The sequence below is a fragment of the Antrihabitans spumae genome (assembly GCF_043944905.1).
Classification (GTDB): Bacteria; Actinomycetota; Actinomycetes; order Mycobacteriales; family Mycobacteriaceae; genus Antrihabitans; species Antrihabitans spumae.
In genome coordinates this window covers 58836-82436 of the sequence record NZ_JBIMSN010000098.1, presented here as the reverse complement: position 1 = coordinate 82436, position 23601 = coordinate 58836, and the positions used below count along the sequence as shown (strand labels likewise).

At 63.6% G+C, this 23601-nt stretch carries 21 protein-coding genes; 13 read left to right on the top strand and 8 right to left on the bottom strand.

The window, feature by feature from the left end; translation table 11 throughout:
- Positions 1-87 precede the first annotated feature (87 nt).
- From ACHIRB_RS21565 to ACHIRB_RS21545, 5 genes are all read right to left on the bottom strand, one after another.
- Positions 88-471 carry a DUF1048 domain-containing protein gene (locus tag ACHIRB_RS21565; protein ID WP_395127772.1) on the bottom strand — a complete coding sequence of 128 codons (384 nt, stop codon included), beginning with the start codon at positions 469-471 and terminating at the stop codon, positions 88-90.
- The gene (locus ACHIRB_RS21560; RefSeq protein WP_307829643.1) at positions 468-797 is read right to left on the bottom strand and encodes a PadR family transcriptional regulator; all 330 of its coding nucleotides are present in this window, start codon (positions 795-797) and stop codon (positions 468-470) included. The genes ACHIRB_RS21565 and ACHIRB_RS21560 overlap by 4 nt, the downstream gene beginning before the upstream one ends.
- 218 nt (positions 798-1015) lie before the next feature.
- A complete protein-coding gene (locus ACHIRB_RS21555) occupies positions 1016-1561 on the bottom strand; it encodes an EXLDI protein (protein WP_395114059.1) in 546 nt (181 codons plus the stop codon).
- Between the two features lie 69 nt (positions 1562-1630).
- Positions 1631-2842: an FAD-dependent oxidoreductase gene (locus ACHIRB_RS21550; protein ID WP_395114060.1), complete on the bottom strand. Its 1212-nt coding sequence runs from the start codon at positions 2840-2842 to the stop codon at positions 1631-1633.
- 113 nt (positions 2843-2955) lie between these two features.
- Positions 2956-4260 (bottom strand): glycosyltransferase, encoded by a 1305-nt coding sequence (locus ACHIRB_RS21545; RefSeq protein ID WP_395114061.1) that lies wholly within the window; start codon positions 4258-4260, stop codon positions 2956-2958.
- 166 nt (positions 4261-4426) lie between these two features.
- On the opposite strand from ACHIRB_RS21545, the gene ACHIRB_RS21540 reads away from it, so the two are divergent.
- Positions 4427-4909 (top strand): MarR family winged helix-turn-helix transcriptional regulator, encoded by a 483-nt coding sequence (locus tag ACHIRB_RS21540; RefSeq protein WP_395114062.1) that lies wholly within the window; start codon positions 4427-4429, stop codon positions 4907-4909.
- Here ACHIRB_RS21540 and ACHIRB_RS21535 read toward each other — a convergent pair.
- A complete protein-coding gene (locus ACHIRB_RS21535; protein WP_395124933.1) occupies positions 4898-6220 on the bottom strand; it encodes a SpoIID/LytB domain-containing protein in 1323 nt (440 codons plus the stop codon). The genes ACHIRB_RS21540 and ACHIRB_RS21535 overlap by 12 nt on opposite strands.
- Positions 6221-6499: 279 nt before the next feature.
- Between ACHIRB_RS21535 and ACHIRB_RS21530 the strand changes: the two genes are divergently transcribed.
- From ACHIRB_RS21530 to idi, 3 genes are all read left to right on the top strand, one after another.
- Positions 6500-8602 carry an N-acetylmuramoyl-L-alanine amidase gene (locus ACHIRB_RS21530; RefSeq protein WP_395127771.1) on the top strand — a complete coding sequence of 701 codons (2103 nt, stop codon included), beginning with the start codon at positions 6500-6502 and terminating at the stop codon, positions 8600-8602.
- Positions 8603-8672: 70 nt separating this feature from the next.
- Entirely contained in the window at positions 8673-9977 is a 1305-nt protein-coding gene (locus ACHIRB_RS21525; protein WP_395124934.1) for a protein kinase family protein, read from the top strand.
- 29 nt (positions 9978-10006) lie between these two features.
- Positions 10007-10579: an isopentenyl-diphosphate Delta-isomerase gene (idi, locus tag ACHIRB_RS21520; protein WP_395124935.1), complete on the top strand. Its 573-nt coding sequence runs from the start codon at positions 10007-10009 to the stop codon at positions 10577-10579.
- 62 nt (positions 10580-10641) lie between these two features.
- On the opposite strand, the gene ACHIRB_RS21515 is transcribed toward idi, so the two are convergent.
- Positions 10642-11691 (bottom strand): AraC family transcriptional regulator, encoded by a 1050-nt coding sequence (locus ACHIRB_RS21515; RefSeq protein ID WP_395124936.1) that lies wholly within the window; start codon positions 11689-11691, stop codon positions 10642-10644.
- Positions 11692-11763: 72 nt separating this feature from the next.
- On the opposite strand from ACHIRB_RS21515, the gene ACHIRB_RS21510 reads away from it, so the two are divergent.
- A complete protein-coding gene (locus ACHIRB_RS21510; RefSeq protein WP_395124937.1) occupies positions 11764-12399 on the top strand; it encodes a fatty acid desaturase family protein in 636 nt (211 codons plus the stop codon).
- Positions 12396-13979 carry a fatty acid desaturase gene (locus tag ACHIRB_RS21505; RefSeq protein WP_395124938.1) on the top strand — a complete coding sequence of 528 codons (1584 nt, stop codon included), beginning with the start codon at positions 12396-12398 and terminating at the stop codon, positions 13977-13979. The genes ACHIRB_RS21510 and ACHIRB_RS21505 overlap by 4 nt, the downstream gene beginning before the upstream one ends.
- Before the next feature lie 73 nt (positions 13980-14052).
- Here the strand turns inward: ACHIRB_RS21505 and ACHIRB_RS21500 are convergent, their stop codons facing one another.
- On the bottom strand, positions 14053-14877 hold the full coding sequence (locus tag ACHIRB_RS21500; RefSeq protein ID WP_395124939.1) for an HAD family hydrolase: 825 nt from the start codon (positions 14875-14877) through the stop codon (positions 14053-14055).
- Positions 14878-14978: 101 nt separating this feature from the next.
- On the opposite strand from ACHIRB_RS21500, the gene ACHIRB_RS21495 reads away from it, so the two are divergent.
- From ACHIRB_RS21495 to ACHIRB_RS21465, 7 genes are all read left to right on the top strand, one after another.
- Positions 14979-15956 (top strand): ABC transporter permease, encoded by a 978-nt coding sequence (locus ACHIRB_RS21495; RefSeq protein ID WP_395114072.1) that lies wholly within the window; start codon positions 14979-14981, stop codon positions 15954-15956.
- Positions 15953-16873, top strand: a complete 921-nt coding sequence (locus ACHIRB_RS21490; RefSeq protein WP_395114073.1) for an ABC transporter permease — start codon at positions 15953-15955, stop codon at positions 16871-16873. Before ACHIRB_RS21495 ends, ACHIRB_RS21490 begins: the two co-directional genes overlap by 4 nt.
- Positions 16870-18759, top strand: a complete 1890-nt coding sequence (locus ACHIRB_RS21485) for a dipeptide ABC transporter ATP-binding protein (protein ID WP_395124940.1) — start codon at positions 16870-16872, stop codon at positions 18757-18759. Before ACHIRB_RS21490 ends, ACHIRB_RS21485 begins: the two co-directional genes overlap by 4 nt.
- Positions 18760-18917: 158 nt before the next feature.
- A complete protein-coding gene (locus ACHIRB_RS21480) occupies positions 18918-19391 on the top strand; it encodes a DUF4190 domain-containing protein (RefSeq protein ID WP_395124941.1) in 474 nt (157 codons plus the stop codon).
- A gap of 81 nt (positions 19392-19472) precedes the next feature.
- A complete protein-coding gene (locus tag ACHIRB_RS21475) occupies positions 19473-21134 on the top strand; it encodes an ABC transporter family substrate-binding protein (RefSeq protein ID WP_395124942.1) in 1662 nt (553 codons plus the stop codon).
- A 77-nt stretch (positions 21135-21211) separates the two neighbouring features.
- The gene (locus tag ACHIRB_RS21470) at positions 21212-21796 is read left to right on the top strand and encodes a hypothetical protein (RefSeq protein ID WP_395114093.1); all 585 of its coding nucleotides are present in this window, start codon (positions 21212-21214) and stop codon (positions 21794-21796) included.
- Between the two features lie 81 nt (positions 21797-21877).
- Positions 21878-23548 (top strand): DUF885 domain-containing protein, encoded by a 1671-nt coding sequence (locus tag ACHIRB_RS21465; protein WP_395124943.1) that lies wholly within the window; start codon positions 21878-21880, stop codon positions 23546-23548.
- The last annotated feature ends 53 nt before the right edge of the window (positions 23549-23601 follow it).

Sequence of the window (23601 nt, the reverse complement as noted above, 5' to 3'; positions counted from 1 at the left end):
TCGAAACCATCAACCCGAACCGCTCAGGCCAGCACGCGCCCCGCGTGAAAGATCCGGGCTAGTTGTTGTGTCGTCATGTCGGGCGGCCTACCTTTCTGTTCCGGTGTCGCCGGCTGCACGCTCGATCGCGTCGGTCAGCCGTTCGCGTTCGCGGTTTTTCCACGAATCCTCTTGGTAGTTCTGGGCGAATTCGTCGATGAATTCGACAGGGTCGTCGCCGACGACCTCACGGATCGGTGTTCCGGCCGCCGCACTCTGTTCGAACAGATCGATGAGATCGTCGAAGATCGCCACGCCGCCGCCCGGTCCCAAGACCATCAGGTACCGCTCGAAGGCTTGGACCGCCTCGCGATAGTTCTCGGGCAGCTGCTTCACCCGCACCTTGTACTGGCGCCACCGCCGTTTTTCGCCGAAATCGCCGAGCACCTTCGAGGCGAGTTTCGAGATCGGCTTCGAGTCGGACATGGTCATCTACCTCCGTCGTGGAGCTGCTGAAGTCGTTCCGAGAGGAAGCTCCATGTCCTCCAGAACTCGTCGAGATAGTCCTGTCCCGCAGCGTTGAGGGAATACACCTTGCGCGGCGGACCCTTTTCCGACGGGATCTTCTCCACGTCGACGAGGCCGCGCTTTTCGATCCGGACGAGCAGGGCGTAGATCGTGCCCTCCGCGATATCGGAGAAGCCCTGCTCCCGTAGCCACGTCGTGATCTCGTACCCGTACGCAGCGCGGACGGACAGGATCGCGAGGACGATGCCCTCCAACGTGCCCTTGAGCAGTTCTGTCATCTGTTTGCCCACCGAACACCTCCTCGTACTACTCAGTGTTAATGACTACTGGTAGATAGTGACACTGAGCAGAGGGTTGCGCAAGTCCCTATTTCGGCGACTTGTCCACCATCGGGTTTGTTGATCTCATCAATTAATGCGCATATAAGCATGTGTTACCGCCACGGCGACCAACCGCCGTGTTCGGTTCGTTCAGATGCGGAAACCTGGTCTCTGCCGGCCGGTAGGCCTCAGACGTCGAGATCCTCGATATGCGGGTTCTCTACTGCATCGACGACGATCCGGTACAACTTCGCGGGAACGAGACTTCGCAGTTCGTCGAGCGAATCGACCACATCGAGGGTGTACGCACCCCAGTCCAGACTCCCGACCCCAAGCATGCTTCGGAGACTGTGAATGCCGATCAGATCCTTGAGCCAGTTTCCCGTGGCGCCCTTGCGCCATTCGGTCCATTCGGACCAATCCGAGCGCTGGAGATGCACAACGAACTTTCCCGATCGGCCCTGATAGATCCGATACCGATCGTGCACGTGGCCGTCGTCGCTGTCGCGACTCCAATCGGCGAGCAGTCGCCCCGAAAAGCGTTGTCTGCGAGCACCATCCGGGCCGACCCGCAGTACAACCTCATCGAAGCCGGCGATGCGCCCCTCTTCGATCTCGATGAACCGCCGCAGTGCTGCGACGATCGCTCCGGACAGGTTCCCACCGACCAACTCTTGTGCGCGCGCAAACAGCGGTTGATCCTCGTCGGACACATAGATTGTTTTGTTTGGCATGTACGACCTCCCGATTCCGACTATACGTATCCATATACGTAGATGCAATCGGTCGGTCGAAAGCCATGCTCAGCGGACAGAAATTGCTGCGTCCCAATCGATGTGGTGATCGAACATGAAGGCCGCCGACTTGTCGCCGCCTTTCGCCATCTTCTTCAGAAACATCGGCAGCATCGCATCGCGGATCACCCGACCGACCGGACCGACGGCCTTGCTGTTGCTCGACTTCGCCCCGGCAGCAACGATGCGCTGGACCCGGGTACGGCGCAGAGTCTCGTAGACGGTGAAAGCGGTGGCTGTATCCGGTTGATCGCGAAGGCATTTGGCCAGGATCACGGCGTCTTCGATTGCCATGGAAGCGCCCTGTCCGGATGCGGGCGACGTCGCGTGCGCGGCGTCTCCGATCACGATCATCGAATCTCGATGCCACACAGGCACTTCCGGTAGGTCGAAGGTCGGCCAGGCCCGGATCTCACCGGGTGTCGCGTCGATGATTTCCGTTGCGGGGCTGTTGTCCACGGACAGCAGGTCGCGCAGTTCGGAACGCCACTGGGCGTCGGTGATGGCGTCGACTTCTTCGGCGGTGGGCTGCCGGCGCCGAGGCGGATTGGCGAACCACCAGATCTCGCCGTTCTCGTTCAGCGTGTACGCGAAGAAGCACCTTTTGCCGAACATCATCTCGAAGGTTCCGGGTTCGACCGGAACCGGCACCTTTCCGCTCGGCACATACCCGCCCACATTGAGCACAGGCAGCGACCGCGGCTTCGGCGCACCAGGGTCGATGACCTGCCTGACCGTGGACCGGATGCCGTCCGCACCGATCAGGAGGTCGCCGTCGGCCGTCGACCCATCCTCGAACAGAGCACGAACCCCGCCGCCCGGCAGCGCTTCGGCGGTGAGGAACGTGCGGCCGTATTCGACTGCGACCCCTCGACGCCTCGCTTCGTCCTGCAGTGCGCCGTACAACTCTGCTCGTTTGATCGTGTGCGTTACGGTGCCGTCAGCGAGCGAGCCGCCGAGCGGTATCTGACCGAGTACCTTGCCTGTGCCACTGCGGAATACGAGCGTCGGCGTCGGAAAGCCGAGGCCGGTGACAACCGTGTTCGCGTCGATCGCCCGCAACGCGTCCATGCCGTTGACGGCGAAGGTTAGGAAAGCTCCGATGTCCGTCGCCGCACGCGGATAACGCTCGTAGACGGTCGAGTCGATTCCCGCTCGCTGCAAGGCCATCGCCGCCACCGGTCCCGCTACCCCACCGCCGACTATCAGCGCTTTTGCCATCGTTTCCTCCTCCACAGATATTTCGTTCGGCCTAACGAAAAATTATTGCGTTCGAAGTTCCCCGTCAAGTGGGCCTAGGCGCCCACTATCTGAGGCAATCGGCGGAAAACTGACTAGTCGAGCGAATCTTGGGTGCTCAGGCCCATTCCTCCGTTGTGACAGACGTCCCGCAGAACGCCGTGGATCGTGTCGAGCGCGTCGAAGGTGGCGATACGGCGTTGCATACGCTGAGCAGCGACGCGATAGTCGGGGGTGTCGAGCACACGACGCACAGCTGCCGCGATCGCACGCGGCGTCGGCCTACCCGTTCCCATGTCGATGCCTGCGCCTATGTAGGCGATCCTGGCAGCGATTTCCGGTTTGTCGGCGGTGTCGCCCGCAACGATCAGCGGCACTCCGTGCGCGAGCGCGTAGTGCACACCGCCATAACCACCGTTGGTGATCATGACGTCGACGCGAGGTAGCAACTGTCCGTAGGGGACGTAGTCGACGACGCGCGCATTCGCTGCCGTCAGCCGAGGCCCCCGCGTTGTCGGCCGACCTGTCGTCGCGACAACGAGGCAGTCTTGGTCGGCCAACGCCTCGATCGTCGGTCCGATCAGCTGGTCGAGGTCGTTGTTGTCCCACGTCCCCTGCGTCACCAAGATCACTGCCGCCGGTCCGTCCAAATCGCTCCACCAGTCCGGAACAGGTTGTGCAGGAGGCGGGTCCGGCAGAACGGGACCGGTGAACAGCACTGTCTCCGGCATGTCGCGGCGTGGATACTCGAACTCCGGCACCGTCAGCTGCAGCACCCGATCTGCCAAAACTGGCCAGTCGGTGATGAAGACCGGCGACCTGCCTCGCCCTGTCGTGTGCAAGGTTCGGTCGAGCTCGCGCCGGATCGCGGCGAACATCACGCGGTGCACCACTCGCGTCATCACGTCGTAGTTCACGTTGGGCATGGGCTGCCAGCCGACACCGAACGGTGGTGTGTCGACGCTGGACAACGCGAGCGGCGCGACTCCGCAGACCAGCACGGGCGGCCGGGGTTCGTCACTGAGCAGCAGTGGGAGCACGCCGACGAACGCGACATCGACAAGGATCGCGTCGACCGGCTTTGTGTCCATCGCGGTTCGCAACGCTTGATGCTGCTGCTCCAGCGGCGCGATGAACACCGCACGCAGGTCAGCACGGCCTGTGAGCCAACCACGCATCAGTCGTGGCATCCAACGCGGTAGCTTCAGCTCCGGCGGATGGGGTATTGCCGCATCGGGGAGCGCTATTGCTCGTGCGCCGGACGCCGTGATCGCAGCGTCGTAGTCGACGCTGGTCAGCAGTTCTACCTCGTGTCCACGACGGCGCAGGTCAGCCGCTATATGCAGCATCGGAAGCACATGGCCGGGCAGTGGGCTGGCCGCCAGCAGGTAGTGCGCCACAAATCTCCCTCCGCCATGCCGAGCCACAAATGGTTTGCGGAAAGCCTAATCCGATCGAGGTCCGCGGCTTCCGGACGTGCCTCGTTTGTGCGTCGTTTTCGAAGGGCGACCGCCGACGGACTCGTTCCCACATTTCCGTCCCACGCCGAGGCGTTAAAGTTGATCGGTGCCGACCGAGCCAGGCGATAGCCCTCCCAGCGAGCGAGAAACCCTGGTAGGCGCTGTGCTGATGGGCGGCCGAGTCCTCAGCACAGCAGCCGTTCTCTATCACTCACGCCTCGCGCAGCTGCAGGGTCTCAGCCATCCTTCCGACGCCAAAGCGCTCGACCTCATCGTCCGCTACGGACCTATGACGGCCGGCCAGCTTGCCGAACGCTCCGGGCTTGCTCCCGCGTCGATCACCGGACTGATCGGCAGACTCGAAGCCATCGGCGCAGCACGTCGCGTCCCGCATCCGGACGATGGACGCAAGATTCTGGTCGAGTTCAACCCGCAGTACGAGATCGATAATCTGCCGCTCTTCGACGACCTCGTCCGCCTGCTCCGCGGACAGCTCGACGACTACTCCGACGAACACCTGCAGGTGATCGCGAAATACCTCACCGACGCAGCCGAACTCCAGACCGAAGCGACGCGTCTACTCGGTTAGTGCGTCCAGGTTTTCGGTGAGGAAGCTGGCGTCCATCGCACGTGCACCGAGCGTCTCGGTCCACACGATGACGCCGTTGCCATAGATCCGGAACTTTCCGGCACCTTCGGGCAACAGGAATTCCGGGCCGACCGGCGCGCCGAGCGAACTGTCCAAACCGCCTAGCTCGCGGTACTTCTCGTCGATCGGTGACAGCGGCCCAACGACTTCGGTCTCACCGAGCTTCGGGGTTGCCGGGTTCGTCGAGTCCGGCGCGGTCGGGTCCGGCTTCACGCCGGGGACCGAAGCAGGCGGAGCCGACGCGAGCGCGTCCTCACCTTCACCGTCAGCGTCGCTGGATGCCGAGTACTCGGCGCGTAGGACTGCGCCGCCCTTCATCAGTACGACGCCTCTGGTGGATTCGACCGCCGTCGTGGTCCGCTCGTCTTCGGTGCCCGAACCGCCGTACACCTGGCAATCGGTGGTGTCGCAGGTCTGCGCGTAGTCGGTGCGCTTCTCGGCAGCGGCGTAGGACCGCGCTGCGATCGCTTGTGCGCGAAGCGCTTCCGCTCCACCCTGATCGGCCCAGTTGGGTTGCATCTCGACGGGGACGACTGCAAGCAGGTAGTCCTCGATGTCGACGTAGTTGACGGTGCGGAATGCGGCACCGTCGAGCGCGACGCCGAGCGAGCCGCGATAGGCCGTATCCCCGTCGCACAGCGTGAGATGTTCGGCGGCAGGACGAGCGGGTCCGGGATCGATCGGGTCGACCCACGGATTGTCCGTCTGCCCCTCCCAGACGACATTGCCTGTGCAGCCCGCGGTGATGGTGACGTTGGCACCCGACGCGGTCGGCGTGAGGTGCACGGCTTCGCCGGGCGCCGCTTGCCTGCCTGCAACGCTGAGCCCGGAGTCGGAATACACGTCGAGGGTCTTGTCGTCGCGACCCTGCAGGCGAACGGTGATCTGCGTCGTCGGCAGCGTTCCGATCGTCGCGTCCGGATAGTAGTGCGCGACAATCTGTTCCGCGCTCCACCCCTTTTTGGCGTAGTCGAGGGCACCGTACTGACCGAGTCCACGTCCGTGGCCCGAGCCGCGTTCGGCGATCGGTTCGGGATCGCCGGTCGGCGTGACGTCGACGCTCGACGTCAACCAATGTGTCCCTGCCGCAGCAAAAATCAGTGCGGGAACCATTGCGGCGGCGGCCCAGCCACCGGTCGCGGGTCGCCAGCCGCTGCGCAGAGGTCGGCCTGCGGTGAAGCGCTTCTTACGCCCTGGAGACGCCCCACCTGGCCCTTTGACCAACCATCGTCCGGCTCGGATGTTGCGCATTTCGGGGTGCTCCTCGCGTTGCCTCGCTCGACACATCTTTAACTCTCTACTGGAGGTTGAGAGTTGGGGTAATTGTGGCTAGTGTGGCAACTGCGGCGCTACTTAGCAACATAAGCCCCATAAGTAACATCCGCATCACAAGTTTCAGACACACCCGAGCGGTTGCACGCCTTGGACGCACCGGGTCCGAACAATCGGACCCTGCTGCCGAGGACTGCATGGCTACACGAACGCCGCACGGGATGCACCACGGCCGCAACAACTATCAGGGAGATTCTCTTGCCGCACCGCCGACCGAAGAATTCGATCGTCCTTGCCGCAGTGGCATCGCTTGCCGTTGCCAGCCCGTTCGTGGCCTCGACGCTCACCGACAGCTCACGTGACGACAACGTCCAGTCGACCAACATGACGTCGGTACCCACCGACATCGCCGAGATGGTCCTGGCATCACTGCCCGACATCGTCGTGCCGCTCAAAGAGCTCACCGGCCTGAACCTCCCCGACCTGCGCCTGAGCGATCTGAAGAACCTGCCGATTCCGGCAAGGATTCCGGTTCCCGAAGGCCTGCCGATCCCGGAAGGTCTGCCGATTCCGTCCGAGATTCCACTGCCGAATCTGGACGGCATCACAGGCGGTGCGCTGCCGGCCGACCCAGGCACGCCCATCGCGCCCGATCAGCTACCGCCCGACATCGTCGATCGCCTCGGCACGACGGTGAAGGAAGTGTCGCGGGAAACTCCGTTCAGCATGGTCGCGCTGACGGCGAAAGACCTGACCTCCGCGGACGCCCGAGTTCGGGTGAAGCAGCCGAACGGCGAATGGGGTCCGTGGTTGTCGACCGAGCAGATCGACACCCGTCGCAACGACGGCACACCCGCCGGCGCGAAGACCGGCACCGAGCCGATCTACGTCGGAAACACAACGGCAGCACAGGTTTTGGTGACGCGCAAGACTGCGCCTGCGATTGCGCCTGCCGCGCCCTCTGTACCCGCTCCTGCTGCACCCGCTCCCGCGAGCGATCAGGCTCCGGCCCCGCTCGGCTACGTGCCCGCATCCTTCTCGAAGCCGATGCGTGAAGACCCGGCACCAGGCGAGGATCTGTCGGTCGTCCTGATCGATCCAGGCTCCGCGCCGAACGACGACGCACTCGAGGACATCGCCGAACCGCTCTCCAGTGGTGGACCGAAAGTGATCACCCGCGCGAAGTGGGGCGCAGACGAATCCATTCGCTGCGGGGAACCCACCTACGACGACTTCATCGGTGGTGCCACCGTGCACCACACCGCAGGCAGCAACGACTACACCAAAAAAGAGTCCGCCGAGATCGTGCGAGCGATCTACGCGTACCACGCGCAAACCCTCGATTGGTGCGACATCGGCTACAACGCACTCGTCGACAAGTACGGCCAGATCTTCGAAGGCCGCGCAGGTGGGCTCGACAAGCCGGTTCAGGGCGCACACGCGGGTGGGTTCAACGAGAACACCGTCGGCGTCGCGATGATGGGCAACTACGACGAGGTCGAACCGTCGAAGGCGACACTCGAGTCGACCGGCAAGTTCATCGGCTGGCGCTTGCAGGTCCAGGGCGGCCTAGACCGGCAGGGCACAACGACGATGTACTCCGAAGGCACCGAATTCACCCCGTACGCCGAGGGTGAAGAGGTAGAACTGCCGGTGATCTTCGCGCACCGCGACGTCGGCAACACCGAATGCGCTGGTGAGGCCGCATACAACGACATGGACAAGATCCGTGACATCGCGGAGCGCACAGTCAATTCGTCCGGCTCGGACGTTCAGGCAAGTGCTCCCGACGCAGATCAGCTCCCCGATGCCGGCACCGATGCCGACTCTTCCCCCGCCCCGGCGCGACCGACACCGCCGTCCGCAGCGGAGAACGGCGGCCTGCCTGCACTCGCCGAGCAGCTCGTTCGACTGACCGACACCCATCCGATCGCACAACGCTGGGCGGCACTCGGCGGACCGCTCGGTCAGCTCGGACCCGCATTGTCCGGAATTCTGCCCGCCAAGGACGGCCGTCAGTACGCGAAATTCACCAACGGCTACATCTACAGCGCGCCGAGCGGACAGTTGGTCACGGTCGTCGGCAAGATCCTGCAGGAATTCATCGAGATGGGCCTGGACTCCGGCGCACTCGGGCTACCGCTGACCGACGAGATTCCCATTCCCGAGGGTTACAAGACCGAGTTCGAAAAGGGCGCACTGATCTTCAATCAGGCAACGGGCTTCGTCACCGCGATTCTCAAGACCTACAACGACGCCTACACGGAGGAATACAACAACCCGAGTGACGCTGCAGCTCCCCTACCTGCGCCTGCACCCGCCCCCGAGGCGATCGTGCCTGCGCCGGAGCCGATCGGCTAGGGCGTGGCAGGGGCGTGTCGCAGGTAACGTCGATTCGTAATACTGCGCCGCTGTCCTGGACAATGTGCGAATGGACGATCAGCAACCGCTCGAACCGGGCGTAACGATCGGCGAGCGCTATCGACTGCTCGAAGCGCACGGCGTCGGCGACGGACTGCAGTTCTGGCGCGCACACGACACCACAAAGAAACTGGATGTTGCACTCACCCTGGTCGCGGGCGCGGTGGATTCGTTCGAATCCATCCGCGGCCGCACCATGCGTCTCAATCGGATCGATTCACCTGCAATCGCCCGAATTCGTGACATCCACGACGACGGCGATCAGACGATCGTCGTCGCCGACTGGACACCAGGCACCTCGCTGGACGACATCGGTGCGGCCGGACTCGCTCCCAACGCCGCTGCCAAGGCGACCAAGCCGCTCGCCGAAGTTGCGGAGAACGCTCACCGCGACGGGTTGGCGGTCGCGCTCGATTACTCCAGCCGCATCCGCATCGATCCCAAGGGTGCGGCAGTACTCGCGTTCCCAGCCACAACCAGCCGAAACGATTCCGGATCGGACATCGTCGGTCTCGGCGCGGTGCTCTACCTGCTGCTGACCGGAATCTGGCCGGAAAGCGTCGTCGACGCCCAGGCTCCGCACACACTCAGGCCCGAAGTTCCGCAGGAGATGTCCACGATCGCCCTGCGCGCAATGGACGGCAGCGTCACCACCGCCGGCACAGTCGGACAGATCCTGCAGCACGCACTCACCACCGAGCAGCGCCCGGTCGCCGCGGCTCCGCTCGCGGCCGCGCCGCAGCCGACGTCACGGTCGGGTGGCAGCATCGATCCCGAGACGAAACGGAAAGCTCTGATCGCCGGCGCAGCTCTGCTGGTCATCGCGCTGTTCGCCTGGTTGGTCTTCGCCTTCGCGGGCGGCACGTCCGACGATCCTGTCGAGGATACGACCGACACAACGCAGATTCTGCCGTCCTCGAGTGCGTTGCCGGCTCGATCGACCACAACATCTGCGCCTGCACCGACAACCGTTCCCGCGCCTCCTGTCGTCGAAGAGACGGTTGCACCGCCTCCTGCGCCTGCCCCTGCGCCGGCACCATCGCCCGCACCGGCTCCGGCACCGGCTCCCGCTCCAGCGCCGCCACCGCCGCCACCTCCCGCGCCCGCGCCGGGCGCGCCCGAAATACTCCCGTGCTACCCGGGCTACACCCATCAGCCGGCACCCGACGGTCCGTGCCTGCCGGTCGGTGGCGTCGCACCGGCACCACGGGCCCCTGCGCCAGCACCGGCACCCGCCCCGTCCGGACCTTTGCCCTGCTACCCGGGCTACAGCCACCAACCGCCACCCAACGGACCGTGCCTTCCCGCGCGGTGAGCACCGAACACCAGGAATAATCGAGCGTTATGTCCGCCGAAACGATTCCTGACAACGAGTTGCCAGAGATACTGCTCGAGCTCGTCGACCCCGACGGGACGACCATCGGCCTGGCCGAGAAGTTGTCGGCGCATCGCGCTCCCGGTCGGCTGCACCGCGCGTTTTCGGTCTTTCTGTTCGACAAAGACGGTCGAATGTTGTTGCAGCGCAGAGCTTTGTCGAAGTACCACTCACCGGGGATCTGGTCGAATACCTGCTGCGGTCACCCGTATCCGGATGAGCCGCCGTTCCTCGCCGCAACGAGACGCGTCGTCGAAGAGCTCGGTGTCGCGCCGACAACCTTGGTGTCGGCCGGGACGGTGACATATCGCCATGTCGATCCAATTTCCGAACTAGTCGAGCACGAGTACAACCATCTGTTTGTCGGCCTCGTCGGAGACAAGCTGAATCCGAACGCCGACGAGGTCGATTCGACGGCCTTCGTCGACGCGGGGGAGTTGGCCGCGCGCCGCGCCGAGACGGAGTTCTCGAGCTGGTTCTCGACAGTTCTGGAGGCCGCACGCCCTGCGATCGTCGAACAATTCGAGGGTTGGCGGGCCTGAGCCAAAATCCTGTGGCTTTACTCCCGGAATCCGAGTGGAAGCACACAAGATCCGTGGGTCCTCTACCGAGGCAAACCCGAATGTGCGTCCGCTCGGCCGACCTTGCGAAAGTAGCTGGGCGCCATTCCTTCCCAGCGCTTGAAGGCATGGGTGAAGTTCGCTGTCTCGGCGTAGCCGAGTTGGCTCGCGATCTCCTCGACGCCCGCTTCCGTGGCCAGCATCTCGATGGCACGCTGTCGCCGCACCTCGTCCAGCAGCGCACGAAAGGAAGTGCCCTCGGCAGCCAAGCGGCGACGCAGGGTCCGGGCCTCGATGTGCAACTCGTCCGCGATGGTGGGCATCGACGGCAAGTCCCCCGGATTGTGGAGCAGCCGGCTGCGGACCTGACCGGCAACGCCGACGCGACCTAACCGTCGCGCGAGGAGCTCGTGACACTGCCGCTCGAACGCGCGTGCAGTGTTCTCATCCGCCTGTGGCAACCGAAGATCCAGTATCGATCGCGGCAAGACGAGCCGATTGCGCCGCTGGCCCGCAACTACAGAGTCAGCGGAGATCCGCAACACCTGTCCGAGCAATGCGGCGCGCTCCGGGTCGAGCGTCGTTTCCACCCGCAGCGGCGTGAAGTCGATCTGCACACTGCGCAAAGCGGCGGCAAGCCCAGCGACGTCACGCTCGACAACGAACGGCCTGATGTCGGCAGGCAATTCGCTGTCGTCTGCCATCACATAAGCGTCTTCGGAGTCGCTGTCGATCGAAAACCGCAGGTGAGTCGGCGAGAGTGCGAGAAAGGGGATCGCCCGCTCGACCGACTCCCGCAATGTCGGGCCGGCCAGCAGCATAAATCCGATCACGCCTGATCGACCGATCGTCGAATGCATGCCGACCTCTATGCCGACGCCTGGGCGGTCGCCGAGTCGGTGAACGATATTGCGGATCACCGCGAATTCCTGATGGGCCCAGATTTCCGCGCCCTCGTCGTCGAGGTCGCGCTCGGTCAGTCCGGCACCCGTAAGGCAATCGCCGGCTGACATTCCGTGTGCGATGCCAGCCTGAACCATGATTCGCACGCCCTCGGTACCGCGCGGGACCGCCCAGACCGGAGCAACAACCATTGTCCGAAAATACCAAATAACTGTCCTGTGTGAACATTCAACCGTTGGACAAATCTACCTAATCTGTAAAACATGACGACCGCCATCGCTGTCAGCGCCGACACCGGCCTCGCCGAGGAACTGCAAAATTTGTATCGCACGACCAAAGCCCAGGTCGGCGACGACGACCTCGACCACATCCGCAACGTCACCGCATACGGGCAGGCGATCAACGCCAGGCGCGTCGAGTTGCTACACGACGGCAGCCCTCGTTCCGTTGTCCGCGCCGCCGTGCTCGAAACGCTGTACAGGGTGATGCAGTTCTCCGAACTCGGGCACAACATCATCCACGGCAGCTACGACGACCTGCCCAACGGCGGCGAGTACCACTCGGACCGGTACCGATGGGACTTCAACGTCGACGTCGACCACTGGAAGGTCATGCATCACGAAGGGCACCACCCGAACACCAACGTCATCGGCAAGGATCACGACCTCGGCTACAGCATCGCGCGCGGCATGGCGGGCCAGGATTGGTTCGGTCATCACGTAGCGCAGGCCGCGATCATCGGCGGACTGTTGGCTGCGGCTCCGCAGGCCTCCCCATTCTTCCTTGCGAACGTGGCCCGGCTGGTCGCAGGCAAACCTTCCTCAGTGGCTACACGCTGCGCTCGCCCGCCGAAATCGCAGCGCGTGATGCGGTGCAGCGGTACCTACGCGAACCATTGACGACCGGTTCGAACTTTCTGCCTGCCCTTGTCGCCAACTACCTCGGCGGCGTCGGCGGGTACTCGTCGGTGCTCTTCCTCGTCCTCATCGAACACCACGCGGGTGAGCTGGAAGTCTTCGCAGATCCCGGACCGGACGAGACGCCGGATCAGTACTACGAACGCCAGTTTCGGGCGACCCGAAACTTTCTCCGTAGCCCGGAGGTGGACAACTACCTCGAACGCGTCCTGCTCGAAGAGGTGCCGTTCGACAATCGCCCCGACTTCCGGATCTTCTACGGCGGTCTCGACACCCACATCGAGCATCACCTCTTCCCGGACCTCCCCCCTTCGAAGCAACGCGAAATCGCTCCGGCCGTGCGAGAGATCGCTGCGCGGCACGGTCTTCCGTACCACGAGACACCGCTGCTCGACACCCTGCCGCTCATCGTGAAGACACTGGCGGGCTTGTCGATCCCGTTGGGCGAGCGGGAGTACGGCCGGCCGTTGCGATTGCTGGCGCAGCCATTTTCACTGGTCCGCCGGCTCGCGTTCGGGGCGGCGTACAAGACGTTGCCGGAGGCGCCGTACCTGGGCAAGCCGCGGTTCTACAACGTGCCGGTGAAGGTCCTGTCTTCGACGTCGGTGGCGAAGGGCCAGGCCCGTTCGGTCCGGCTGCAGAAACCGCACGGCTGGGACGACGTGAAATGGGAAGCTGGTGCGTTCGTGTCGGTCCGGATGGAAATCGGCGGCGAGGTACTGGTGCGTCAATACAGCCTGGTTCACGACAGCGAGTCGTCGAACACGATGGAGATCTGCATCAAGCGTGTTGTCGACGGTCGCGTCTCGAACCGACTCAACGACGAGCTGCGGGCCGGGAAGTACGTGACTCTCGTCGGTGTACCGACGACGTCCGGCGGTCTCGCGATGCGGTCCACACCTCGCAAGTCGTTGTTCATCGCCGGTGGCGTCGGAATCACGCCGATCATTGCCCAGCTACGCCGGATCGCTCGTGAGTCGGCGGGTTCGGACGCGGTGCTGCTCTATTTCAACCGCGACGATCGGTCGATCATCTTCGATCGCGAGCTGCGAGATCTCGCCCGTCGGGCGGGAATCACGGTGCACTTCTTCACCGATCGGCCCTCGCGCCGCAGCTACATCATTCACGATCGGCTCTCCGAGCTCATGATCAAGCGTCATGTCGGCGACGTTGCCGAGCGCGAGACCTTCGTGTGCGCGCCGCCTGCCATGATCGAACTCGCACAGTCCGCATTGAGCGGTCTAGGCCTGCCCGACGAGCGTTTCCACACGGAGTCGTTCACCGCACCTGTACTGGAACGCCCCGTAGACGATGGTCGTCGCTATACTGTCCACTTCCGACGTAGCGACAGCTCGGTCGAAATCGGCAGCGCCACAACTCTATTGGAAGCAGCTGCGAGCGCCGGTATCCGAGTGCCGACCGGATGCGAGCGCGGGCTCTGTCGCGCTTGCGTGACACCAAAGCTCAGCGGCACAACGCAATTCGAAGCTGACGGTGACCAGCTGGCACGAATCACCGTCTGCAACAGCTTGCCGTGCTCGGACATCGAACTCGACCTCTAACCCAACGTCCAGAATCCTGTGGCTTTGCTCCCGGAATCCGAGTGGAAGCACACAAGATTCATCGGTGCCTAGCTCAGCCCCACCAACGCTCGAGTACCCGGGCAACCCCGTCGTCGTGGTTGCTGTCCGTCACTTCGTCGGCGGCGGCAAGGGCATCGGGATGCGCATTTTTCATCGCCACGCCATGGCCGACCATCGTCAACATCGGGACATCGTTCGGCATGTCACCGAAGGCGATCATGTGCGAGGCGTCGAGACGGAGCTGTTCGGCGACCATCTGCAATCCGGACGCTTTCGTGACGCCGTGCGCCGAGACCTCGATGAGGCCATTGTTGGTGGAGTAGGTGATGTCGGCGCGCTCGCCGACCAGCGGGGCAAGCGCAGCGCGCATCGACTCACTGGTTGCGGACGGCAGCCTGATCAGGAGTTTTATCGCAGGCGAACTCAACACGTCGGCCGACGACGTTTCGGTGTTGTCCGGATTGAGCCAGGCATGTTCGTAGCCGGGTGAGCTGACGAACTGCGGCGTTGTCGCATCGTGCGCGGATTTGCCGACCCGTTCGGCGGCCAACCCAGCGCCCGGCAATACCGTCAAGGCCAGTGCGGCAACCCAATCCAACGTTTCGACGTCGAGCACCCGTGCGCTGAGGATGCGGTCGGTGTTGGCGTCGTAAAGCACCGCGCCGTTGCCACAAACCGCAAGCGGTGCATAGCCGAGGCCGTCGACGACAGGCGCAATCCACCGCGGCGGACGTCCGGTCGCGAGGACGAACGGAACACCGTCTGCGACGACCGCTGCGACGACAGCCTTGGTTCGCGCGCTGATCGACTCGTCGTTGTCCATCAGCGTGCCGTCGACATCGCTCGCGACAAGACGCGGTTTCAGATCGGGCTGCATCGGATCAATACTGCCTGAGTCCAGACTCGCCGTGGTGGCAGGGGATGCATCGGGAGCGTGTCGTAGCATTCGCTCTCGGGGTCGTTCGGTGAAAGGTGAAGATGGGCGGCTTCCTGGCGAGGCGGGCACTCAACTACGCGGTGCTGCTGCTGTTGGCGTCGTTTCTGACGTTCAGCCTCGCATCACTCACGTTCCGCCCCCTCGATCGGTTCGAAGAGGCCAATCCGCGGCCGCCACAATCCGTGATCGACGCGAAGGCCGACGAACTTCGGCTCAACGATCCGATCCCACAGCGTTACGTCGAATGGCTCGGCGGCGCGGTGACCGGTGATTTCGGCAAGACCCTCGGCGGTCAACCTGTCGGTGACGAACTGGGCAGGCGAATCGGCATCAGCCTGCAGTTGCTGATTCTCGGCTCGATCATCGGCGCGGTCGTGGGTGTTGTGGTCGGTGCCGCCGGTGCGATCAGGCAGTACAAATTCAGCGACTACTTCACGACAGCGGTCTCGTTGTTGCTGCTCAGCACACCTGTATTCCTGCTCGCCACGCTGTTGAAGTTCGGCGCGATCGAAGTCAACGCGGCGACGGGCGAGCAGATCTTCGAGTTCACCGGCCAGACCTCCGCCAACGCAATCGACGGAATGTGGGCCGAACTCGTCGACCGCGCACAGCATCTCGTCCTACCGACGATCGCTCTCTCGCTCGGTGGCATCGCGGCCTACAGCCGCTATCAGCGCAACGCCATGCTGGACGTCCTCGGCAGCGACTTCATCCGAACCGCGCGAGCCAAAGGGCTGACTAGACGCAAGGCCTTGTTCAAGCACGGACTGCGGACGGCATTGATTCCGATGGCGACGTTCTTCGCCTACGGGTTCGGCGGCCTGGTCACCGGTGCGGTGTTCATCGAGAACATCTTCGGCTGGCACGGCGTCGGCGAGTGGATCAAGTTGGGTATCGACAGTCAGGACACGAACATCGTCGCCGCTGTCACGTCGTTCACCGGTCTGATCGTGCTGCTGTCGGGTCTGTTGTCCGACATCGTTTATGCCGCACTCGATCCGAGGGTGCGGGTCGGATGACCGAAATCGAGTTGGCCACCAAGGTAGAGACGATCGGTTTGCCGTCGGGTCGGCGCTCGCTCATCTTCCGCCGCTTCCTGCGCAACAAACCCGCAGTAGCAGGCGCAACGATCCTGCTGTTGCTGTTCGTCGCAGCCTTCGCGCTGCCGCCTTTTCTGCAATACGACTATCAAGAACTCGACTACACGGCGCTGCTACAGCCGCCGAGCCTCGAGCACCCCTTCGGGACGACGCAGATCGGGCAGGACGTGCTCGCCCAGACCCTGCGCGGACTGCAGAAGTCGCTGATCATCGCGTTCTGCGTCGCGTTTTTCTCGACCACGATCGCCGCGCTCGTCGGCGCCTTCGCCGGCTATCTCGGCGGGTGGACCGACCGCGCGCTGATGTGGGTCGTCGATCTGCTGCTGGTCGTCCCGAGCTTGATCATCATCGCGATCTTCACTCCCCGCGTGAAGTCGAGCCAGTCGGTGCTGCTGCTGATCGTGTTGCTGTCGGTGTTCGGCTGGATGATCACCGCACGAATCGTGCGCGGTATGACGCTGAGCCTGCGCGACCGTGAATTCGTCCAAGCCGCTCGCTACATGGGAGCGCCGACCCACAAAATCGTTGTCAGCCACATCATTCCGAACATCGCGTCCATCCTGATCATCGATGCGACCCTCGCCGTCGGCAGTGCTGTCCTCGCGGAAACAGGTCTGAGCTATCTCGGTTTCGGCGTCCAACGTCCCGACGTCTCGCTCGGCTCGCTGATAGACATGGGCACCGCATCGGCGTCGACGTATCCGTGGCTGTTTATGTTCGCCGGCGGTCTGCTCGTCTTGACCGTGCTGTCGGCGAACCTCGTCGGCGACGGACTGCGTGACGCGTTCGACCCGAATGCCAAGGGCGCCCGCAAGAAGCGGAAGGACAAGCCGTGAGCGCGCCGCTGCTCGAGATCACCGACCTCCGGGTGAGCTTCCCGAGCGAAGAGGGCCGCATCGACGCCGTTCGGGGTATCGATTACACGGTCGGCGACGGCGAGGTCGTCGCGATCGTCGGCGAATCCGGGTCCGGCAAGTCGGTCGCATCGCTCGCCGTGATGGGTCTGCTGCCCGAGCATGCGCGCGTGACCGGTTCGATCAAGCTCCGCGGTCGCGAACTGCTCGGACTCGGCGACAGAGAACTGTCCAAGCTGCGTGGATCGTCGATCAGCATGGTCTTTCAAGATCCGCTGTCGGCGCTGACGCCGGTTCATCGGGTCGGCGACCAGATCGCGGAGGCGTTGCTCGCTCACGGCAACGTCGAGGGCCGAGCAGCAGCACGGGAACGTGCCGTCGAACTGCTCGAACTGGTTGGCATCCCGGATGCGCGTGCCCGCGCCAAAGCGTTTCCGCACGAATTCTCGGGCGGCATGCGGCAACGCGTCGTCATCGCCATCGCCATCGCGAACGACCCGGCTCTGATCATCTGTGACGAACCGACAACCGCGCTCGACGTCACCGTCCAAGCGCAGATCCTGAACCTGCTGCGGAAAGCGCGAGACATCACCGGCGCCGGCGTCGTGATGATCACCCACGACATGGGTATCGCAGCGACGTTGGCCGACCGGGTCGTCGTCATGTACGCCGGGCGGGTCGTCGAAACAGCGCCCGTAGACGAGCTTTTCGCTGCACCTCGCATGCCGTACACGGTCGGTCTGCTGGGTTCGATACCGCGGATGGACGGTCCGCTGCGGGCTCCGCTCATCCCCATCCTCGGCGCCCCACCCGCCATGCACGCGCTGCCGTCCGGATGCTCTTTTGCGCCGCGGTGCCCGCTTGCACTGGACGACTGCCGTGCAGCCGAACCCGACCTCGAGCCGATCGCGCCGACCCATCTCGCGGCATGTATCCGAACTGCAGAGACCAACGACAACGAGCTGTTCGCGGCCTATCTGAAGCAGCAACAACACCCGGACCCGCCCGAGAACGACGTCGCCCCGAAGACCCCCGTCGTTCTCCAGGTGACCGACCTCGTCAAGACCTATCCCATCAGCAGTGGCATCGTCTTCCGCCGCAAGCGGGGTGAGATCCGCGCCGTCGATGGCATCAGCTTCACCCTCGAAGCGGGTCGTACGTTGGCACTGGTCGGCGAATCCGGGTCCGGCAAGTCGACGGCCTTGACGCAGATTCTGAATCTCGTTGCCCCCGAGTCGGGTTCGATTCAGGTGCTCGGGCACGACGTGGCGACGCTGACGAAGGCGCAGCGTCGCGACATCAGGGGTCGGATGCAGATCGTCTTCCAGGATCCGACCGCGTCACTCGACCCGCGCTTGCCGATCTTCGACGTACTGGCCGAACCCCTGCGGTTGGCGGGTCGAAGCCGAGCGGCGGTCCGCAGCCGCGTTCCTGAGCTGCTGCAACTCGTCGGTCTGCGTACCGAGCACGCCGACCGCTACCCCGGTGACTTTTCGGGTGGCCAGAAGCAAAGGATCAGCATCGCAAGGGCTTTGGCGCTCGATCCGGAATTGCTCGTCCTCGACGAACCGGTCTCCTCACTCGACGTTTCGATTCAGGCCGGGGTGCTCAACCTGCTGCGCGAACTGCAGGACACCAGAGGGATGTCGTACCTGTTCGTTTCGCACGACCTGTCGGTTGTCAGGAATCTCGCACACGACGTTGTGGTGATGTATCGCGGCAAAATAGTCGAAGCGGCTAGTGCCCGAACACTTTTCACAAATCCGACGCATCCGTACACGCGTGCGCTGCTCGAAGCGATACCGATGCCACACACCCCGCGGCCGCCCGCGAGCGGGTTTCCATCACGATCGGCGGAGTGGGCCTAGGCCTACATTATTCGGCCGAACTCGCGGGATTTCCGTCAATTTCGACGAATAATGTGCGCTCAGGCCCAGTTTGCCTAACGACAGAAACCAGAGCGGCGGGACTTTCCTCCAACTGCCATACTTGCCATCTCGTTGCCACAACCCTGGGGGGAACCCGCATGTCACAACCGCCCTACGACCCGTACGGTCAGCCGAACGATCCCTATAAGCCAGTCGATCCTTACGCCACGCCGGATCCCTATGCCGCGCAGTATGGCCAAGCGCCGGCGCCCTACGGTCAGGCGCCGGCGCCCTACGGAAACCCTTACGGTCAGCAGCAACCGATGTACGGACAACCCGCACCGGGTTACGGCTATCCCGCGCAGAAGACCAACGGCATGGCGATCGCGTCGCTCGTCTGCGGTCTCGCCGGTATCGCACTCTGCGGACTCTCGTCGATCCTCGGCATCATCTTCGGCCACATCGCACAGAGCCAGATCAAACGAACCGGCGAGCAGGGCGAAGGTATGGCCTTGGCAGGCCTGATCCTGAGCTACATCGTCACCGTCGGCTGGATCATCATCTGGGTCTTCTACATCGGCCTGCTCGCAACTATCTGGGGTATCGACAGAACGACGACCAACACGTACTGACGCGGCCAACGATCGCTCACGGACGGGACGGGTCGACTAACCTGCTCCCAACGTGGTGCTCTCGGTCGAAAGGCGCAGTTCATGAGGTTGTACAAGGTCGCTGTTCCGCTCGTCGTATTCGGGCTTGTCGTATCCGGTTGCAGTGGCGGCGACGACGACCTCGGTCAGGCCGGGTCGAACGCTGTTGGAGCATCCAGCGACATCAACCCGAAGAGCCCCGACGAACTTCGCGATGGCGGCAATCTGCGGCTGGCGAACACGACGTATCCCTCGACGTTCAACACGTGGAACATCGACTCCGACGGCGAGGTTTCGGAGGTCGTCACGCCGATGATGCCGCAGTCGTACCGGGTCGACGACAAGGGCGAACTGACGGTCGATCCGGACTACTTCACGAGTATCGAACTCACCAGTACCGAACCGCAGCAGGTCACGTACACGATCAATCCGAAGGCGACCTGGACCAACGGCCGACCGATCGACTGGACCGACTTAGCGGCGCAGTTCAACGCGTTGAACGGTCGCGATCAAGGTTTCCTCATCACTGCGAGCGTCGGTTTCGATCGAGTTGAGAAGGTCGAACGTGGCGTCGACGATCGGCAGGCCGTCGTCACGTTCAACCAGCACTACGCGGAGTGGAAAGGCCAGTACGGCATCCTCTACCCCAAAGAGGTGATGGCGACTCCGGACAGTTTCAACAACAGCGTCCGTGACAATCTGCCGATCACGGCCGGGCCGTTTCAAATTCAGTCACTCGATGTCGGGCAGAAGCGAGTTGTGCTCGGCCGCAATCCGAATTGGTGGGGCGACAAGCCGAAGCTCGACACCATCGCCTTCAGCGCTCTGGACATTTCCGCGTGGGTCCAGGCATTGCAGAACGACGAACTCGACGTTGTCGACACCCTGTCCCGCGACGACATCAAAACGGTTCGCAGTGCACCGGGGATCGCGGTTCGACGCTCGGCCGCACCCCGGTTCTCGCACCTGACGTTCAACGGAGCACCCGGCTCGATCGTCGCCGATCCGAAACTTCGCGTCGCGATCATGAAGGGCATCGACCGCCAGGGCATCGCCACCGCGCTGCAGAACGGGGTCGTCGAAAATCCGAAGCCGCTGAACAGTCATATTTTTATGAACGGCCAGGTCGGCTACCAGGACAACGCGGGCATCATCGCCTACGACCCGACCGAAGCCGCGAAACAGCTCGACGACCTCGGCTGGAAGCTCGTCGGGGATGTTCGGGAAAAGGACGGCAAGAAGCTCGAGATCCGCGATGTGATGCTGCAGCAGGACTCCTGGGTGCAGGTCGCGCAGATCATGCAACAGAATCTCGCCGCGATCGGTGTGAAGCTCATCATCGACACACAGCCTGCACAGGGCTTGTTCACCGACGTCATCGATCCCGGCAACTTCGACGTCGCTCAGTTCAGCTGGTCGGCGAGCGCCCTCCCGCTCGGTGCATTACAGCAGATCTACTATTTCGACCCGAACGATATGAAGGGAAACAAGGGACGCATCGGGTCCAAGGAAATCAACGATCTCATCGACAAGACGATCTCCGAACTCGATCCGCAGAAGGCGATCGAGATGGCGAACGAGATCGACAAACTCATCTTTGCAGAGGGTTTCTCGATGCCGTTCTACCAGTCGGCAGGCAACGTCGCCGTCCGCGATACGCTCGCGAACTACGGCGCCTTCGGACTCGCGTCGATCGACTACACGAAGATCGGATTCGTGAAATAAAGATCAATGTGCCAGCCGCACTGCGATATCCATTGGTGGTCTCGGCACTGACCATCGATGTCTGTATCGCCTTTGCGATCGCTTGTATCGTCGCGCTTCCTGCCGACGACGCCCTCGATCAGCTGAGTGCGCTCGCCATCGTCGTGGTCGGGGTCGCCGGCTGGACATTGCGCGTCTGGGTTCGATCGGCACGGCGGATGCCTCCCGGCACGTCGGCATCGGTCCGGCGGGTCCGCCAGCAGCATCGCCTGACCTCGCGCTCGTGGCTGGAAGTCGACGGAAAGACCTGGCTGCCAGTCTTTTTCGACCCCGCGCTGGTGACGTTGCCGTCACCGGTGACGGCCGAGGTCGGGACCTCGACGGTCAGCTGGAACGGGCACGTCTTCATAGTGAGCGGCCGCGCGCTTTCGGCCGAGCCGCCGGGTCGCCTGCTCGACAATCCACTCGCGCCGGACGCCGACGCCGCTGAGCGCGGAGCGGTTGCAGCACGCCCGCTTCGCCGACTACTCCTCGACGCCCAGTCGGCCGTCGTCGGTCCGTTCGTTGGCTTGTTCTGGGTTTATCTGGTCGGCGGCGGGATACCGGCCTTCGTGGGCGCAACCTGCGTCGGCGCGGCAGTTGCCGTCTGGGCCAGCGCAATTCGCGGCTCGGATCCGAGCTAGGCGGCTCCGCCGCTCGTGCGTCTTTTCGGCGCGCCCACCCTCCAAAAGGACTCACGAGGCGCGGAGCGCCATGATGGGTAAATGACACTCCGCTCATTGGCCGACGAGTACTGGGAAGAGCTGCTGAAGTTCCGTCCGCTGTTCGCGACGTTCGTCGGCGATCACCGCTACGACGATCAGGTCGACGACCTATCCGTCGAAGGCGACGCCAAGCAGCGCGAGGCGTGGACGAAGCTGATCACCGCCGTCGAGGCGATCGATCCGACCGAATTGGACGAGACCGATCTGGTCACCCGCAGCCTGCTGCTCGGCGAACTTCGCGACAACATCATCGCGATCGACGAACGACTGATCGAACTGCGCTCCGACCAGATGCAGGGCGTACACGCCGACCTGTTGATCACTGCCGGACAGTTGCAGGCTGCCGAACCCGCACACGCCGCGCTCGCGGTCACTCGCGTCGGACGGCTCGGCGCCATGCTCGATCAGGCAGGCCAACGCTTTGTCGCCGGGCTTGCCGCAGGCAGGACGCCCGCGCGGATCAACGTCGACCGTTCGCTGAATCAGATCGACGGCTACCTCGCCTCACCCATCGACGACGACCCGTTCGTCAACATGAGCGGACCGGCCGACTGGGACGGCGAACCTGAATGGCGTGCAGACCTGAAGGTTGCTGTCGAGCAGCACCTGCGGCCGGCATTCGTTCGCTACCGCGCGGTGCTGGCGGACGAGCTGCTGCCCGCGGCTCGGCCGGACGAGCAGGCCGGCCTGCAGTGGTTGGCCGACGGTCCTGGCATCTATCGAGCACTGATCGCGCTGCATACCGGGCTCGAGTTGACCGCTGAAGACCTGCACGAGATCGGTCGCCGTGAGGTCTTCGACATCCTGCCCGCGCAGTATCGCGAACTGGGCAAGCGACAGTTCGGCACCGACGACCTCGCCGAGATCTTCCGTCATCTCCTCGACGACGAGGACCTCCGCTATCGCGACCGCGACGAAATTCTCGCCAATGCGACAAGCTGCCTCGAAGCCGCGGAGGCGGCGATGGGTGACTGGTTCGGCATCGTCCCGAAGGCGCCATGCGTACTACGGCCGATCCCCGACTACCTGGCCGCGGACGCCCCTGCCGCTTACTACACCCCACCCGCTCCCGACGGCAGCCGTCCCGGCGAATATCACGTCAACCTGCACGAACCCACCACCAAAGGCCTCGCCGAGACGGCCTCGATTGCATTTCACGAAGCAATCCCCGGCCATCATCTGCAGCTCGCCATCGCCGCCGAACGCGACGACCTGCCGGCCTTCCGCCGACTGTCGTGGGGGCACACCGCCTACGTCGAAGGATGGGCTCTGTACACCGAGCGGTTGGCCGAGGAAATGGGTCTGTACCGCAACGACCTCGATCGCCTCGGCATGCTCGCGAGCGATTCGTGGCGGGCGTGCCGACTGGTCGTCGACACCGGTCTGCATGCGATGGGGTGGACCCGGCAGCAGGCGATCGACTTCATGGTCGAACACGCGCCGGTCGGCTACGACGAGATCGTCACCGAGATCGACCGCTACATCGGCATGCCGGGACAAGCGCTCGCCTACAAGGTCGGGCAGCGGGAGATCCTTCGACTACGAGCCGACGCAGAGGCTCGGCTGGGCGATCAGTTCGACATCAAGGAATTTCACGACACCGTTCTCGGGGCAGCGACGGTCAGCCTGCCTGTTCTCGCTGATCGGGTCGGGCGGCTCCGCCGATCGTGAGTCCTTTCGGTGGTCCGGCCCGCCGAAAGTGCTCACGAGGCGCGGAGCGCCCC

What these genes read in the sequence shown, in the direction of transcription:
- ACHIRB_RS21525 (WP_395124934.1), top strand. Translation starts at nt 8,673, where the DNA reads ATGGACGATCAGCAACCGCTCGAACCGGGCGTAACGATCGGCGAGCGC.
- ACHIRB_RS21490 (WP_395114073.1), top strand. Translation starts at nt 15,953, where the DNA reads ATGACCGAAATCGAGTTGGCCACCAAGGTAGAGACGATCGGTTTGCCG.
- ACHIRB_RS21510 (WP_395124937.1), top strand. Translation starts at nt 11,764, where the DNA reads ATGACGACCGCCATCGCTGTCAGCGCCGACACCGGCCTCGCCGAGGAA.
- ACHIRB_RS21555 (WP_395114059.1), bottom strand. Translation starts at nt 1,561, where the DNA reads ATGCCAAACAAAACAATCTATGTGTCCGACGAGGATCAACCGCTGTTT.
- ACHIRB_RS21475 (WP_395124942.1), top strand. Translation starts at nt 19,473, where the DNA reads ATGAGGTTGTACAAGGTCGCTGTTCCGCTCGTCGTATTCGGGCTTGTC.
- ACHIRB_RS21550 (WP_395114060.1), bottom strand. Translation starts at nt 2,842, where the DNA reads ATGGCAAAAGCGCTGATAGTCGGCGGTGGGGTAGCGGGACCGGTGGCG.
- ACHIRB_RS21465 (WP_395124943.1), top strand. Translation starts at nt 21,878, where the DNA reads ATGACACTCCGCTCATTGGCCGACGAGTACTGGGAAGAGCTGCTGAAG.
- ACHIRB_RS21500 (WP_395124939.1), bottom strand. Translation starts at nt 14,877, where the DNA reads ATGCAGCCCGATCTGAAACCGCGTCTTGTCGCGAGCGATGTCGACGGC.
- ACHIRB_RS21480 (WP_395124941.1), top strand. Translation starts at nt 18,918, where the DNA reads ATGTCACAACCGCCCTACGACCCGTACGGTCAGCCGAACGATCCCTAT.
- idi (WP_395124935.1), top strand. Translation starts at nt 10,007, where the DNA reads ATGTCCGCCGAAACGATTCCTGACAACGAGTTGCCAGAGATACTGCTC.
- ACHIRB_RS21495 (WP_395114072.1), top strand. Translation starts at nt 14,979, where the DNA reads ATGGGCGGCTTCCTGGCGAGGCGGGCACTCAACTACGCGGTGCTGCTG.
- ACHIRB_RS21565 (WP_395127772.1), bottom strand. Translation starts at nt 471, where the DNA reads ATGACCATGTCCGACTCGAAGCCGATCTCGAAACTCGCCTCGAAGGTG.
- ACHIRB_RS21515 (WP_395124936.1), bottom strand. Translation starts at nt 11,691, where the DNA reads ATGGTTGTTGCTCCGGTCTGGGCGGTCCCGCGCGGTACCGAGGGCGTG.
- ACHIRB_RS21535 (WP_395124933.1), bottom strand. Translation starts at nt 6,220, where the DNA reads ATGCGCAACATCCGAGCCGGACGATGGTTGGTCAAAGGGCCAGGTGGG.